The organism is Sphingomonas sp. 8AM, from assembly GCF_902506455.1.
Taxonomy (GTDB): Bacteria; Pseudomonadota; Alphaproteobacteria; order Sphingomonadales; family Sphingomonadaceae; genus Sphingomonas.
Window position 1 is genome coordinate 3426407 of record NZ_LR733844.1, and the last position, 12565, is coordinate 3438971.

17 protein-coding genes are annotated in these 12565 nt (G+C 68.6%); 4 read left to right on the forward strand and 13 right to left on the reverse strand.

The window, feature by feature from the left end; genetic code table 11:
- Window positions 1-148: 148 nt before the first annotated feature.
- The 3 genes from BACI71_RS16060 to BACI71_RS16070 are packed head-to-tail and all read right to left on the reverse strand — an operon-like array spanning window position 149 to window position 3230.
- Window positions 149-1318 (reverse strand): efflux RND transporter periplasmic adaptor subunit, encoded by a 1170-nt coding sequence (locus BACI71_RS16060; RefSeq protein ID WP_159760316.1) that lies wholly within the window; start codon window positions 1316-1318, stop codon window positions 149-151.
- Entirely contained in the window at window positions 1315-2778 is a 1464-nt protein-coding gene (locus tag BACI71_RS16065) for an efflux transporter outer membrane subunit (RefSeq protein ID WP_159760318.1), read from the reverse strand. Before BACI71_RS16065 ends, BACI71_RS16060 begins: the two co-directional genes overlap by 4 nt.
- A complete protein-coding gene (locus tag BACI71_RS16070; protein ID WP_159760320.1) occupies window positions 2769-3230 on the reverse strand; it encodes a MarR family winged helix-turn-helix transcriptional regulator in 462 nt (153 codons plus the stop codon). The genes BACI71_RS16065 and BACI71_RS16070 overlap by 10 nt, the downstream gene beginning before the upstream one ends.
- A gap of 143 nt (window positions 3231-3373) precedes the next feature.
- Between BACI71_RS16070 and BACI71_RS16075 the strand changes: the two genes are divergently transcribed.
- The 3 genes from BACI71_RS16075 to BACI71_RS16085 all read left to right on the forward strand — a co-directional run bounded on the left by BACI71_RS16075 (window position 3374) and on the right by BACI71_RS16085 (window position 7077).
- Entirely contained in the window at window positions 3374-6214 is a 2841-nt protein-coding gene (locus tag BACI71_RS16075; protein ID WP_159760323.1) for a M16 family metallopeptidase, read from the forward strand.
- An 11-nt stretch (window positions 6215-6225) separates the two neighbouring features.
- On the forward strand, window positions 6226-6525 hold the full coding sequence (locus BACI71_RS16080) for a hypothetical protein (protein ID WP_159760325.1): 300 nt from the start codon (window positions 6226-6228) through the stop codon (window positions 6523-6525).
- A 132-nt stretch (window positions 6526-6657) separates the two neighbouring features.
- The gene (locus tag BACI71_RS16085) at window positions 6658-7077 is read left to right on the forward strand and encodes a Dabb family protein (protein WP_236553016.1); all 420 of its coding nucleotides are present in this window, start codon (window positions 6658-6660) and stop codon (window positions 7075-7077) included.
- 156 nt (window positions 7078-7233) lie between these two features.
- Here BACI71_RS16085 and BACI71_RS16090 read toward each other — a convergent pair whose 3' ends face one another.
- Both BACI71_RS16090 and BACI71_RS16095 read right to left on the reverse strand, forming a co-directional pair.
- The gene (locus BACI71_RS16090) at window positions 7234-7995 is read right to left on the reverse strand and encodes an ABC transporter permease (protein ID WP_159760327.1); all 762 of its coding nucleotides are present in this window, start codon (window positions 7993-7995) and stop codon (window positions 7234-7236) included.
- The gene (locus BACI71_RS16095) at window positions 7992-8921 is read right to left on the reverse strand and encodes an ABC transporter ATP-binding protein (protein WP_159760329.1); all 930 of its coding nucleotides are present in this window, start codon (window positions 8919-8921) and stop codon (window positions 7992-7994) included. Before BACI71_RS16095 ends, BACI71_RS16090 begins: the two co-directional genes overlap by 4 nt.
- A 241-nt stretch (window positions 8922-9162) precedes the next feature.
- Between BACI71_RS16095 and BACI71_RS16100 the strand changes: the two genes are divergently transcribed.
- On the forward strand, window positions 9163-9936 hold the full coding sequence (locus BACI71_RS16100; RefSeq protein WP_236553017.1) for a PEPxxWA-CTERM sorting domain-containing protein: 774 nt from the start codon (window positions 9163-9165) through the stop codon (window positions 9934-9936).
- A 206-nt stretch (window positions 9937-10142) separates the two neighbouring features.
- Here BACI71_RS16100 and BACI71_RS17985 read toward each other — a convergent pair whose 3' ends face one another.
- From BACI71_RS17985 to BACI71_RS16135, 8 genes are all read right to left on the reverse strand, one after another.
- The gene (locus BACI71_RS17985) at window positions 10143-10349 is read right to left on the reverse strand and encodes a transposase (protein ID WP_159757575.1); all 207 of its coding nucleotides are present in this window, start codon (window positions 10347-10349) and stop codon (window positions 10143-10145) included.
- A 259-nt stretch (window positions 10350-10608) separates the two neighbouring features.
- Complete coding sequence (locus BACI71_RS16110; RefSeq protein WP_159760333.1) at window positions 10609-10803, reverse strand: phage tail assembly chaperone; 195 nt, start codon at window positions 10801-10803, stop codon at window positions 10609-10611.
- Entirely contained in the window at window positions 10800-11114 is a 315-nt protein-coding gene (locus tag BACI71_RS16115) for a gene transfer agent family protein (protein ID WP_159760336.1), read from the reverse strand. Before BACI71_RS16115 ends, BACI71_RS16110 begins: the two co-directional genes overlap by 4 nt.
- The gene (locus BACI71_RS16120) at window positions 11111-11518 is read right to left on the reverse strand and encodes a phage tail tube protein (RefSeq protein ID WP_159760338.1); all 408 of its coding nucleotides are present in this window, start codon (window positions 11516-11518) and stop codon (window positions 11111-11113) included. Before BACI71_RS16120 ends, BACI71_RS16115 begins: the two co-directional genes overlap by 4 nt.
- A 1-nt stretch (window position 11519) precedes the next feature.
- The gene (locus BACI71_RS16125) at window positions 11520-11717 is read right to left on the reverse strand and encodes a hypothetical protein (RefSeq protein ID WP_159760340.1); all 198 of its coding nucleotides are present in this window, start codon (window positions 11715-11717) and stop codon (window positions 11520-11522) included.
- Window positions 11718-11777: 60 nt separating this feature from the next.
- Window positions 11778-11900 (reverse strand): hypothetical protein, encoded by a 123-nt coding sequence (locus BACI71_RS18095; RefSeq protein ID WP_268894069.1) that lies wholly within the window; start codon window positions 11898-11900, stop codon window positions 11778-11780.
- Window positions 11885-12049, reverse strand: coding sequence for a hypothetical protein (locus BACI71_RS16130; protein WP_159760342.1), 165 nt, complete (start codon window positions 12047-12049; stop codon window positions 11885-11887). The genes BACI71_RS18095 and BACI71_RS16130 overlap by 16 nt, the downstream gene beginning before the upstream one ends.
- Window positions 12046-12558 (reverse strand): hypothetical protein, encoded by a 513-nt coding sequence (locus BACI71_RS16135; protein ID WP_159760344.1) that lies wholly within the window; start codon window positions 12556-12558, stop codon window positions 12046-12048. The genes BACI71_RS16130 and BACI71_RS16135 overlap by 4 nt, the downstream gene beginning before the upstream one ends.
- Between the last annotated feature and the right edge of the window lie 7 nt (window positions 12559-12565).

The window sequence follows — 12565 nt, forward strand, 5'->3', positions numbered from 1 at the left end:
TCGTTCGCGCCACCCACCACCGTCATTCCCGCGGAGGTGTGAATCCAGACACGCTGACGGTTTGGGAAGAGGCGCGAGGTCAGAGGTTCTGGATCTCCGCCTTCGCGGGGATGACGAAGAGGGGTGGGGAAATGACGAAGGGGACGGCTCACCGGTTCGCCGCCACGATACGGCGGATGGCTGCCTCCACCTGCGGGTCGCTGCCGGTCGTGGTGTCGCCCTGATAGGGAGTCGCCGCGGCCTGCGCGAGTTGCGCGCCGCGTGTGTCGGCGGTGTCGATCGTCGCCTTCACCGACAGGCCGACGCGCAGCGGGTGCTGGCGAAGTTCGCGCGCGTCGAGCGCGATGCGGACGGGCAGGCGCTGGACGATCTTGATCCAGTTGCCGCTGGCGTTCTGCGGCGGGAGCAGCGCGAAGGCATTGCCGCTGCCCGCGGACAGGCCGACGACGCGGCCATGATATTTCACGTCGCCGCCGTACATGTCGGAGCTCAGCTCGACCGGCTGGCCGATGCGGACATCCTTGAGCTGCGTCTCGCGGAAGTTCGCGTCGACCCACACGCGGTCGAGCGGGACGATCGCCATCAGCGGCGTGCCGGCGTTGACCTGTTGCCCGACCTGCACGGTGCGCTGCGCGACCACGCCCGCGATCGGCGCGGTCATGTGCATGTGGCTGCGGGTGATCGCGGCGCGGCGGTAGGCGGCGATGGCGCTGAGCACCGCGGGGTTGGTGTTCACGTCGGTGCCCTGCACGGTCGCCTGCGCCTGACGCCGCTGTTCCTGCGCGAGGCGGAGATTGGCGGCGGCGACCTTCACCGCATCGGCGGCGTGCGACAATTCCTCGCCCGAGACCGCACCCTGTGCCGCGGCGGAGCGGCGGCGCGCGTAATCTGCCTGGGTGCGTGACAGTTCGGCCTGCGCCTGGACGATGCCGGCGTCGCTCTGCCCGACGCGCGTGAAATCGGCGCGGGTGCTGCGGACCGCGCGCGCCAGCTCGGCGGCGGCGGCGGCGACGTTGACGTCAGCGGTGGTCGGATCGAGGTCGATCAGCGGCTGCCCGGCGGTCACCGCCTGCGTGTTGTCGGCGCGCAGCGCGGTGACGGTGCCCGGATCGCGCGCGGTGATCGCGACCACGTCACCCGCGACATAGGCGTCATCGGTCTCCTGCTCGGGCGGGCTGAAGAAGAAGTGCATCACCACCCAGACGATCGCCGCAATGGCGACGAGGATCGCGAGGATGGTGAGCGCGCGGCGACGCGCGGCCGGCTTGCCGGTGGGAGCAGGGGCGGGCGTCGGAGCGGGGGTGGCGGTGTCGGTCATCGGGCAGCGTCCTGAACGGGGTCGAAGCCGCCGCCCAAAGCGGTGGCGAGTTGCGCGCGCGCGGCGAGCGCGTCGATGGAGAGGCTGGCGTCGGCCAGTTCGGCGTCGAGCAGGCGGACGTCGTTGTCGACCAGATCGAGCCGGCTGTTGAGCCCGCTGGCGACGCGGATCGTGTTGAGGCGGTTGGTTTCCGCAAAGCCCGCGGTCACCTGTTGCTGGCTGAGCCGCGCGGTATCGGTCGCGCGAACCTGCGCGATCGCGTCGGCGACCTGTCGCGCGGCGGTGACGACTGCATCGTTATACTGCGCGGTCGCGACGTCGAGCGCGGCGGTGGCACCGGCCAGATCGGCGCGCCGTCGCCCGCTGTCGAACAGCGGCAGATGGAGCGCCGCGCCCCCGCCCGCGGTGCCGGAGTCGAGATCGACGAAATTGCCGAAGCCGATCGCCTGAAGCCCAACCAGCGCCGACAGGTTGATGTTGGGGTAGAAAGCGCGGCGTGCGACCTGCCGCTCGGCCCCGGCGGCGGCGATCCGCGCCTGTGCCGCGGCGATGTCGGCGCGGCGCGCGAGCAGATCGGCGGGGATCGCGGTCGGCACCGGCAGCGCGGTGTCGGTCGCGAGCTGCGTCGCGCCGATCGCCGCGGCATAGTCGCTGCCACGCCCGGCGAGCGCCGCCAGTGCGTTGGTGGCGAGCACACGCGCCGCCTGCGCCTGCACCAGCGCGAGCCGGGCCTGTGCCAGCAGCGTACCGGCGGCGGTGACGTCGATGCGGCTGGCGAGCTGGCTGCGCTCGCGCGCCTGCACCAGCGACAGCGAGCCCTCACGCGCCTTGATCGTGCGTGCGGCGATCGCGGCGCGGCGTTCGGCGCGCGCCACCTCGACATAGTTCTGCACCACCGCGCCCGCGAGCATCAGCCGCGCGGCGGCGACGTCATAGCCGGCGGCGCGGGTCTGCGCCGCGGCGGCCTCGATCGCGGCTTTCTGGCGTCCGAACAGGTCGAGGTTCCATGACAGCCCGGCCTGTGCGGTGCCGAGTGCGCGGACCGTGCCGGCATAGGGCGGCGGGATCGTGTAATTGCTGGACAGTCGCGTGCCCTGCACCTGCGCATTGACATCGACCGACGGGCGGCGTTCGGCATCCTGCCGTTCGAGCGCGGCCTGCGCCTGACGAACGCGCGCCGCGGCGATGTCGAGCGAGGGGTTGCCGGCGAGCGCATCGGCGACCAGCCGGTCGAGCTGCGGATCGCCGATCGCGTGCCACCAGTCGGGGGCGAGCTGCACCGACGGGCCGGCGAGCGCCAGCGCGGCCGGCGTCTTGGCCTCGACCGACGTGTGCGAGGCGGGGGCGGCGCAACCGGCAAACAGCAGCGCCACCGCCGCGGCCAGCCCGGCGCGCGCTTTCGCGAGGCTGCACAAGGCGCGGGGCGGGGCGGCGCGGTGAGTGGGCGGGATCAGGGGCATGTGGCAATGTCCTCCAGCGTGCAGCGCAGCTTCTGCATCAGCGAGATCAGCGTCTCGACCTCGGCATCGGCCCAGCCGGTGAAGCAGCGGTTCCAATGTTCGACGACCATGTCGCGGCAGCGGGAGGTCACCGCGCGTCCGGCGGGGGTGAGCGACAGATGCACCACCCGGCGATCGTCCGCGGAGCGGGTGCGCTCGACGAGGCCCTTCTCCTCCAGCGTGTCGATCAGCCGGGTCATCGCGCCCTTGTCGTGCGCCATGCCGCGCGCGAGCGCGGCACAGGTCGGGGCCTCGCCGTGATGGATCGTCATCATCGCCGACCATTGCGACGAGTTCAGCTCCTCATCCGCGAGCATGCGGTCGAGCAGCGCCGTCATCGTCTGGTTACACGTCTTGATGAGGTAACCGATCGATCGTTCCGGCGTGTAGGTCTCGGGATCGTAGAAGCTCATACGGTTGCTCTGGCAACCATTGCCGGGGCAGTCAATGACTTTGTTTCGTAACATTGCTGTTTCGGGTCAGTCACTGCGCTTGCGGCGGATGCGGCGGTCGCTATGGTTTCCCGCGACACTTCATTCCCCGGGGAGCATCATCGTTGGCTTATCGCGCATTCCTGGCAGCCGGTTCGGCGCTGGCGGCTTTGACGACCCCCGTGCTGGCCCAGACCGCTCCAGTTTCCGCCCCCGCGCCCGTGTCGCAATTGGTGAAGGCGGTCGACATCCCGTATCAGCAGTTCACGCTGAAGAACGGGCTGCGCGTGATCGTTCATACCGATCGCAAGGCGCCGATCGTCGCGGTCAGCGTGTGGTATGACGTCGGGTCGAAGCACGAGCCGAAGGGCAAGACCGGCTTCGCGCATCTCTTCGAGCACCTGATGTTCAACGGTAGCGAGAATGCGCCGGGCGACTTCTTCGAGCCGCTGCAACAGGTCGGGGCGACCGACTTCAACGGCACGACCTATTACGACCGTACCAACTATTTCGAGACGGTGCCGACCGCGGCGCTGGCGCGCGCGCTGTTCCTCGAATCGGACCGGATGGGCTATCTGACCGGCGCGATCACGCAGAGCGTGCTCGACGAGCAGCGCGGCGTCGTGCAGAACGAGAAGCGGCAGGGCGATAACCAGCCCTATGGCCTGCTCCGCTACAAGGCGACCGAGGGGCTGTTCCCCGCCACGCATCCTTATGGTCATGATACGATCGGCTCGATGGCGGATCTCGACGCGGCGAGCCTTGCCGACGTCAAGAACTGGTTCAAGAGCCATTACGGCCCGAACAATGCCGTGCTGGTGCTGGCCGGCGACGTGGATGTCGCGACCGCCAGGCCGCTGGTCGAGAAGTATTTCGGCGCGATCGCGGCTGGACCGAAGAGCGTGGCGCCGCCCGCACCGGTTCCCGCCGCGCTGCCCGGAGCGGCGAAGGATGTGATGAAGGACCGCGTCGCCGCGACGCTCATCATGAAGGAATGGGCCGTGCCCGGCCTCAACGACAGGGAATCGTCGTCGCTGGAGGTCGCCGCGGGCGTGCTGGGCGGACTGGCCAGCTCGCGGCTGAGCAACGTGCTGGTGAAGGGCGAGAAGCTCGCGGTTCAGGCGTCGGCCGAATATAGTTCGTTCGCGCAGGTCGGCACATTCCAGATCACCACGATCGTCCGCCCCGGTGTCGATGCTGCGACCGTCTCGGCACGGATCGACCAGCTGGTCGCCGATTTTGTCAGGAACGGCCCGACCGCCGACGAGGTCAATCGCTACGTCACCAGCACTGTGTCCGGCCGCATCGACGGGCTGGAAGCGGTCGGCGGGTTCGGTGGCAAGGCGGTCGCGCTGGCGGAAGGCGCGCTCTATTCCAACGATCCCGGCTTCTACAAGAAGCAGCTCGCCGAACTGGCGGCGCAGACGCCGGCGACCGTGAAGGCCGCCGCGGCGAAGTGGCTGACGCGGCCGTCGTATCAGGTCGACATCGTCAACGGCGACCGCGACGCTTACGCCGAATCCAAGGCGGTGCCGCCGGCCAAGGTGGTCGAGGCACCCACGCAGGCGGCGAAGGGCACCCGTGGTCCGCTCCCGGCGGTCGGCGCGGTCGCCGGTCTGTCGTTCCCGACCGTGGAGCGCGCGCGGCTGTCGAACGGCATCGAGCTGGTCTACGCCAATCGTTCCGTCGTGCCGATCACCCAGGCGGTGCTGAGCTTCGATGCCGGCGTCGCTGCGGATGTCGCCGACAAGCTGGGCACGCAGCAGCTGACGCTGGCGATGATGGATGAGGGCACGAAGCGGCTCAACTCGATCCAGATCGCCGAGGCGCGCGAGCGGCTGGGCGCGTCGATCTCGAGCGGGAGCAGCCCGGATCGCACGACGCTGTCGCTGCGCGTGCCGAGCGCCAACCTCGCGGCCGGAGCGGACCTGTGGGCGGACATCGCGCGGACGCCGGCCTTCCCCGAAAGCGAGCTGGGTCGCGTCAAGTCGCAGCAGCTCGCCGAGATCGCGCAGGAACTGACGAGTCCGCAGGGGCTGGTGCAGCGCGTGTTGCCGAAGCTGGTCGGACCGGGTTCGCCTTATGCCAAGGCGCAGGGATCGGGTGACGCGGCGGCGGTGCAGGGGCTCACCCGCGCCGAGCTGATCGCGTTCCAGCAGGCATGGCTGCGCCCCGACAAGGCGAAGGTCTTCGTCGTCTCCGACCGGCCGCTCGCCGAAATCCGGCAGGTGATGGAAGCGCGGTTCGGCGACTGGAAGCCGGCCGGTGCAGCGGGTGCCAAGGCGTTCCCGGCGGCGGTGGCGTCGGTGTCGCCGCGGATCGTGCTGGTCGACCGTCCCGCCAGCCCGCAGTCGATGATCGCCGCCGGCGTGCAGACCGGGCTGAAGGGCACCGACGATCTGCTCCCGGTCCAAGTCGGCAACGACGCGCTGGGCGGCAGCTTCCTTGGCCGGCTCAACATGGACCTGCGCGAGGACAAGCATTGGTCTTACGGGGTGCGCGGCAGCTTCAGCCGCAACGCCGAGGCCGCGCCCTATGTGATGTATGCGCCGGTGCAGGCCGACCAGACCGGCCCGTCGGTCGCGGCGCTGCGTAACGACGTCACGCAGTATCTGACCAGCAAGCCGATGACGCAGGAGGAGTTCGCCCGCGCGATCTACGCCGGAACGCGTTCGCTGTCGGGCAATTTCGAGACGTCCGACGACGTGCTGACCGCGATGCAGTCGAACGACCTCTACAAGCGTCCCGACGATTACTATGCGACGATCACCCAGAAATATCGCGCGCTGACGCTGCCGCAGGTGACCGCGGCGACCAGGGCGGCGATCGACCCGGCGAAGCTCGTGTGGGTGGTGGTCGGCGAGGCGGCCAAGGTGAAGCCGCAGCTTGACTCGCTGGGCCTGCCGGTCGAGGTCATCCCGGCTGCCGCGGTGGCCGGAACGCCTCCGGCGCCCGCCGCCAAGTAAGGAGTAACACGATGGCCGGAGTGGATGGTACCTACGATTGCACGGTGAAGTCGCCGCTCGGCGATCAGAAGCTGACGCTGAGCGTCACGCAGTCGGGCGATGCGTTCACCGGTCAGGCGTCGGGCGCGATGGGCGCGTCGGACGTCAACGGCACCGTCGACGGCAATACGCTGGCTTGGAAGCAGCAGATGACGGTGCCGATGCCGATGACGCTCGACATTGCCGCAACGGTCGACGGCGACACGATCACCGGCAGCGTCGGCGCCGGCGCGTTCGGCAGCTTCCCGCTGTCGGGGACGCGTACCGCCTGAGCGCGGGGTTTGGCAGTTCTGTACCGACGGACGGCGCGGCGGGAGCAATCCTGCCGCGCCGTACGACTATTTGGAGCTGGCAAGTCTTTGCCGCGCAAGGCACATCCCGCCACGACGTGAAGGAGACGGGTCGTGGATGCGGGACGCAGGGAGATGATGGCGATGATGGCGATCGGCGGCGCGGGGATGGCGGGTGCCTTGTCGGGCGGCGAGGCGCAGGCCGCCGCGGCGCCGGTGCCTGCGAAGGTGGTGCATCACGTATTCTTCTGGCTAAAGGACCCGACCTCGACCGCGGATCGCGACCGGCTGGTCGCCGGGCTGCGCACGCTGGCGGCGATCCCGGTGATCCGCGCGCTGCATATCGGCGTGCCGGCCGATACCGAGGCGCGCGACGTGGTCGACGGCAGCTATCAGGTGTCCGAGCTGATGTTCTTCGACAGCGTGCCCGACCAGAAGGCGTATCAGGATCACCCGATCCATCAGAAGTTCGTCGCCGATTGCGAGCCGTTGTGGCGCAAGGTGACGGTATACGACACGCTGCGCGTCGACTGACGGCGGGCTGGCCAATTCGCCATACCAAGCCGGTCGACGTTCCGGTTCGTAGCCGTCACCCCGGACCTGATCCGGGGCCCCGCTTCATCGTGACGGGTAGGAAGCGGGATCCCGGATCAAGTCCGGGATGACAGGTCGAGTGAATGTCGATCCGCCCTAGCTCTTCAGCCGCCAGCCGGTGCGGAAGATCGTGACGACCGCGGCGAGGCACAGCGCCGCGAAGCCCAATGTCACCGCAATGCACGTTGCGAACGACACGTCGCTCTGCCCGAAGAAGGTCCAGCGAAAACCGTTGATGAGATAGGCGACCGGGTTGAACAGCGTCACCGTTCGCCACGGCTCGGGCAGCACGTCGAGCGAGTAGAAGGCGCCGCCGAGAAACGTCAGCGGCGTGACCACCAGCAGCGGGATGACCTGCAATTGCTCGAACCCGTTCGCCCAGATGCCGAGGCAGAAGCCGAACAGCGCGAAGCTGGCGGTGACCAGCAGCAGGTAGAGCAGCATCAGCAACGGATGCGCGACGTGCAGGTCGACGAACAGATGCGCAGTGGCGAAGATCACCAGCGCGATCACCATCGACTTGGTCGCCGCCGCGCCGACATAGCCGAGCACCGTTTCGATCGGTGACAGCGGCGCGGACAGCAGTTCGTAGATCGTCCCGGTGAATTTTGGCATGTAGATGCCGAGGCTGGCGTTGAAGATGCTTTCCGAGAAAATCGTCAGCAACATCAATCCGGGCACGATGAACGCGCCATAGCTCACGCCGTCGATGCCGCGCATCTGCGACCCGATCGCGGCGCCAAATACGATGAAATAGAGCGTGGTGGTAATGACCGGGGTCGCGAGGCTGGTCCAGATCGTCCGCCCGAAGCGCGCCATCTCGAAGCGATAGATCGCCCAGATGCCGTGGAGGTTCATGCGCGCGCTCCCACCAGATCGACAAAGATGTCTTCGAGGCTCGACTTGCGTGTCTCCAGATCGCGAAATGCGACCTGTTCCTGCGCCAACCGTTCGAGCAGTCGCGGGATGCCGGTGTCCTCGGCCTTGGCATCGAAGACGTAGCGCAAGGTGTGCCCCTCATCCTCCAGCGACAGCGGCCAGTCCGAAAGTCCGGCCGGGATCGCGGTCATCGGCTCGACCAGTGTCAGGTCCATCTGCCGCTTGCCGAGCTTCGCCATCAGCGCGTTCTTCTCCTCGACCAGCAGCAGCTTGCCGCCGGTGATGACTCCGACGCGATCGGCCATCTCCTCGGCCTCCTCGATATAATGGGTGGTCAGTATGATCGTCGCGCCCTGTTTGCGCAGCCGGTGCACCAGCTTCCACATGTCGCGGCGCAGCGCGACGTCGACCCCGGCGGTCGGCTCGTCGAGGAAGAGGATCTGCGGCTCGTGCGCCAGCGCCTTGGCGATCAGCACCCGGCGCTTCATCCCGCCCGACAAATCCTTGATCTTGGCGTGGCGCTTTTCCCAGAGCGAGAGGTCGCGCAGCACCTGTTCGATATAGGCGGAGTGGCCGGAACGACCGAACAGGCGGCGTGAAAAGGTAACGGTGGCAAGCACGCTTTCGAACTGGTCGGTCGCCAGCTCCTGCGGCACCAGCCCGATGGCGCGGCGTGCGGCCTTGTAGTCGCGCGTCACATCATGGCCGGCGACGGTAACGGTGCCCGCGCTGGGAGTGACGATCCCGCAGATGATGCTGATGAGCGTCGTCTTGCCGGCGCCATTAGGCCCCAGCAGCGCGAAGATCTCGCCGCGATTGACCGCGAGATCGACGGTGCCGAGCGCGGCAGGACCGTTGCGATAGGTTTTCGATACGCCTGAAACAGTAAGAATCGGCTCCGGCATTCCGCCCCCTGAACAGTGATGAAATCGTTACGCCGATGAAGCTCGATCGTTCCGTGACATCGGCCGGCACACGGGCTGAGCAAAGGTTCTCCGCGCTTTATCGGCGACAATCGTTTGAAGTTGACCAGTATTGACGATCTGTATCATTATGGGGCGTTGCCGGCTCGTTGGTGCTTGGAGCCGAACCGTGATGCCCTTCTAACCCCTTGTACCGACAGGATTGTCGGAATGGGGAGGGATTATGAAAGCGCTTTATTGCCTGAGCGCGGCGGCTGTGGTCGTCGCGGCGGCACCAGTGTCGGCTGCCACCGTCGTCGTGTCCAACGTTGCCGGCACGCCGACCAAGACGATGTGGGGCACCTATCCCGGCGAGAACAATGCCGGCAGCACCGCGGCGGTAACCGGGACAATCGCCTACAACGGCAGCGGGTCGCTGGAAATGCGTGGTGACCGTACCCGCACGCAGCTCGGCATCCAGTTCACGTTCGGCCGCACCGATCTCGGTGCGCTCGCGAATGTCAGCGCCCTGACGTTCGACTGGCGGATCGCGGAGGATTCGACCAACCCGTACAATGCCGATTACACGCCGGCGCTGCGGCTGCTGATCCTCGATGGCAGCACGCGCAAGGAGCTGATCTGGGAGGGCGCGTATAACGGCACCTACGGCAATACCACCCGCGACACCTGGTACAGCACGACCGCCGAAGACAAATTCTACATCACCGGCGGTAACGAGAACGACGGGCAGACGATCGCCAGCTGGGCATCGCAGCTCACCGGTGCGCGGGTGCTGGGGATGTCGGTCGGCGTCGGCAGCGGGCTGGGGAAAGGTTATCACGCCTTTGCCGACAATGTGACGCTGGCCACTACCGCCGGCAGCACCACCTATAACTTCGATCTCGCGCCGACCGCCGCGGTGCCGGAGCCGGGGACGTGGATGATGATGATGCTTGGCTTCGGCGTCGTCGGCGCAGCCTGCCGCCGTCGCACGCGCGTCCGCGTGGCGCTGGGCTGATCGCCGCGAGCACTCGTCCTGTGCGGGCGAGTGACCCTGCCGGGCGGGTTTAGCGTTCGCCGATGGCCCGCCACCTTCCGTTACCCCGGACCTGATCCGGGTTCCCGCTTCTACGACGATAGCAGATAAGCGGGGCCCCGGATTGTATCCGGGGCGACGATGGGAGGAATGGACAAGCGGGGATCAGATCTAGGTCGGATCGACATTCAGCGTAGCCAGATCATGGCGGCGGCGAGATGTACGAAGCCGGTGAAGTGGACGGTGCGGCGATCATAACGTGTGGCGAAGCGGCGGAAGTGTTTGAGGCGGCCGAAGCATCGTTCGATCTGGTTGCGATGCCTGTAGATGCCTGCATCATGCGGGATGGCGACCTTGCGGTTGCGCTTGGACGGGATGACGGCCGCAGCGTTCATGTNGCCCAGCACGCTCGAAATACCATCCTTCAGCGCCGCCGCCGCGATCTCGCCCAACGCGTGGAGCGCGGCCGACTTCAGGTCGTCGAACCCCGTTTTGCCGGTGCGCACCGCGCGCGCCAGCGCGGTTTCCACCGCCCGCCCGGCGCGCTCCGCCCCTGTGCCAAGTCCACCCTCCAGCGTCGCGCGCATCGCCGCCACGTCGCGCGCGAACCCGCCGGTATCGGCGCGCACGCCGATCACCAGCCGCTCGATCTCGTCATCCATCCGGAAAAGTCTCCTGCATCGCCGCGATCGTCGCGGCATCGGGGGGCGTCGCCGCCTCGGGCGCGCACGCGCGCACCAGCGCCGCCAGTTCCGCGGGCGTCGCGCGCCAGAAATCGTCCGGCCGCCACCCGAACACCGCCCCCGCCAGCCCGGCCAGCCGCCGCGCCGCCCCGGCGAAGGTCGTCATCGCCCCGCCAGGATCTGCGTCAGCAAGACCCTCAGCGCCGGGGTCGCCGCACTGATACCGGCCGCCACCGCCGCCTCGCCCAGCGCCTCGCGCGTCAAGGCAGGCGGCGCGTCGTGCCGGCAATGCCAGAACAAGCCCACCAGCTCCTCGAGCCGCAGCAACCCCTCGGCCGCCCGCTCGACCAGCGCGAACAGCGGGCCCAGTTCCTGCTCCGCTGCCACCAGCGCCGCGAACGTCGGACGCAGCACCAGCAGCTCGCCCGCCACCCGGATGGCGGCCTCGCCCCGCACGTGATTGGGAACGGGGTTCATGCGCTCACCACCGCGCCGGAGCTTTCCAGCGCGAGCGTGTAGCTGCGCTCGCCGTTATAATCCCCCGCATAGTCGAGCCGCGTGACCAGGAACCGCCCGGTCATTGTCTCGCCGCTCTCGAACGTCAGCCGGTAATCGTCGAGCGTCCCCGCCAGTGCGCTCGCCTTGACGCGCTGCTCCGCCGCCGATCCGGTGAACACCCCCGCCGCCGCGACGCTCACCGAGCGCACGCCCGCGCCCAACAGCAGGTCGCGCCACCCGCCCGAATCCTTGCTGGTCACCGCTACCGCCTCGCCGTTGACGCTCAGTTGCGTCGTGCGCAGCCCCGCCACCGTCCGGTATGTCACCGGGGTCGCGCCATCGCCGACCTTCAGCAGGAACGCACTGCCCTTTTCCGCCGCCATCTCAATCCTCCGCCATGATCCGCACCCGCACGTCGACCAGCGCCGACCAGCGCCCTGCGCTCTCGCTCACCAGCACGTTGCGCAGCGGCACCGCCGTCACCACGCGCCACCCCGCGACGCCCGGCAGCGACAGCAGCGCCGCCTGCGCCTCCGCCGCCAGCGCCACCGCGCGCGCGCCGCTCTCGCCCGCATCGCGCACCGCCACTCCGATGCGCAGCTCGCGCCCGGCGCGGTCCTTCGTCCCCCAGTCGCCGTCGCTCTACTCGCGCAGCGTCAGGAACGGCGCCGTCCCCTTCTCCGCCGCGCTTTCGAACACGCGCGTCACCGCGACCCGCTCGCGCAGTCGCGCCAGCACCGCCGCGCGCATCAGTGGCGCCACCACGCCAGCGACGGCTCCTCGATCCAGCGCCGCTTCAGCCCCGGCGCGCCGACCTCGACGCCATCGTCACGCGCGACGATCTCCGCCTCGGGCAGCACATCGCGCAGCCGCGCCACCATCCGCGCGCGCACCCGCTCCACCGCGCGCTTCATGCGTGCACCGGTTGCGCCAGCGCGACGCTGCGAAACGGCCGCCACAAGGCGCTGACCGCCGCCGGCACCGGCGCGCTCCCCGCACGGTCGCTGAACAGATGCGCCGCGAGCATCGCGACGCCCTGCCTAAGCGGCGCGGGCAACCCCGCCCAGCCGCTCGCCAGCCCGGCGGTGAAGGTCACGCGCAACGCGCCTTCGCCCTTCACCCAGCCGACACCCTGCGCATCGATATCGACCGCCACGCCGTCCGCGACGATCGCGCGCACCGGCGCGGCGGGCAGCGCCTGCCACCCCGCTGCCGCACCAAGCTCCGCCACCAGCTCGCGCACGATCAGCACGCGCCCGGTGAATTGCTCCGCCAGCCCCAGCGCCGCCTCGACGAAAGCCAGCGCCAATGCGTCGTCATCGATCGTCGCCGCCCGCAACTCCGCCCGCACCGCCGCCAGCGCGAGCGCACGATCCCCCGCGCCCAGCGTCACCACGCCGGGCGCTCCCGCCACCAATGTCATGCTGTAT

What these genes read in the sequence shown, in the direction of transcription:
- BACI71_RS16100 (WP_236553017.1), top strand. Translation starts at nt 9,163, where the DNA reads ATGAAAGCGCTTTATTGCCTGAGCGCGGCGGCTGTGGTCGTCGCGGCG.
- BACI71_RS16110 (WP_159760333.1), bottom strand. Translation starts at nt 10,803, where the DNA reads ATGACGACCTTCGCCGGGGCGGCGCGGCGGCTGGCCGGGCTGGCGGGG.
- BACI71_RS16095 (WP_159760329.1), bottom strand. Translation starts at nt 8,921, where the DNA reads ATGCCGGAGCCGATTCTTACTGTTTCAGGCGTATCGAAAACCTATCGC.
- BACI71_RS16130 (WP_159760342.1), bottom strand. Translation starts at nt 12,049, where the DNA reads ATGAAGCGCGCGGTGGAGCGGGTGCGCGCGCGGATGGTGGCGCGGCTG.
- BACI71_RS16080 (WP_159760325.1), top strand. Translation starts at nt 6,226, where the DNA reads ATGGCCGGAGTGGATGGTACCTACGATTGCACGGTGAAGTCGCCGCTC.
- BACI71_RS16060 (WP_159760316.1), bottom strand. Translation starts at nt 1,318, where the DNA reads ATGACCGACACCGCCACCCCCGCTCCGACGCCCGCCCCTGCTCCCACC.
- BACI71_RS16090 (WP_159760327.1), bottom strand. Translation starts at nt 7,995, where the DNA reads ATGAACCTCCACGGCATCTGGGCGATCTATCGCTTCGAGATGGCGCGC.
- BACI71_RS16115 (WP_159760336.1), bottom strand. Translation starts at nt 11,114, where the DNA reads ATGAACCCCGTTCCCAATCACGTGCGGGGCGAGGCCGCCATCCGGGTG.
- BACI71_RS16135 (WP_159760344.1), bottom strand. Translation starts at nt 12,558, where the DNA reads ATGACATTGGTGGCGGGAGCGCCCGGCGTGGTGACGCTGGGCGCGGGG.
- BACI71_RS16070 (WP_159760320.1), bottom strand. Translation starts at nt 3,230, where the DNA reads ATGAGCTTCTACGATCCCGAGACCTACACGCCGGAACGATCGATCGGT.
- BACI71_RS16120 (WP_159760338.1), bottom strand. Translation starts at nt 11,518, where the DNA reads ATGGCGGCGGAAAAGGGCAGTGCGTTCCTGCTGAAGGTCGGCGATGGC.
- BACI71_RS17985 (WP_159757575.1), bottom strand. Translation starts at nt 10,349, where the DNA reads ATGAACGCTGCGGCCGTCATCCCGTCCAAGCGCAACCGCAAGGTCGCC.
- BACI71_RS16065 (WP_159760318.1), bottom strand. Translation starts at nt 2,778, where the DNA reads ATGCCCCTGATCCCGCCCACTCACCGCGCCGCCCCGCCCCGCGCCTTG.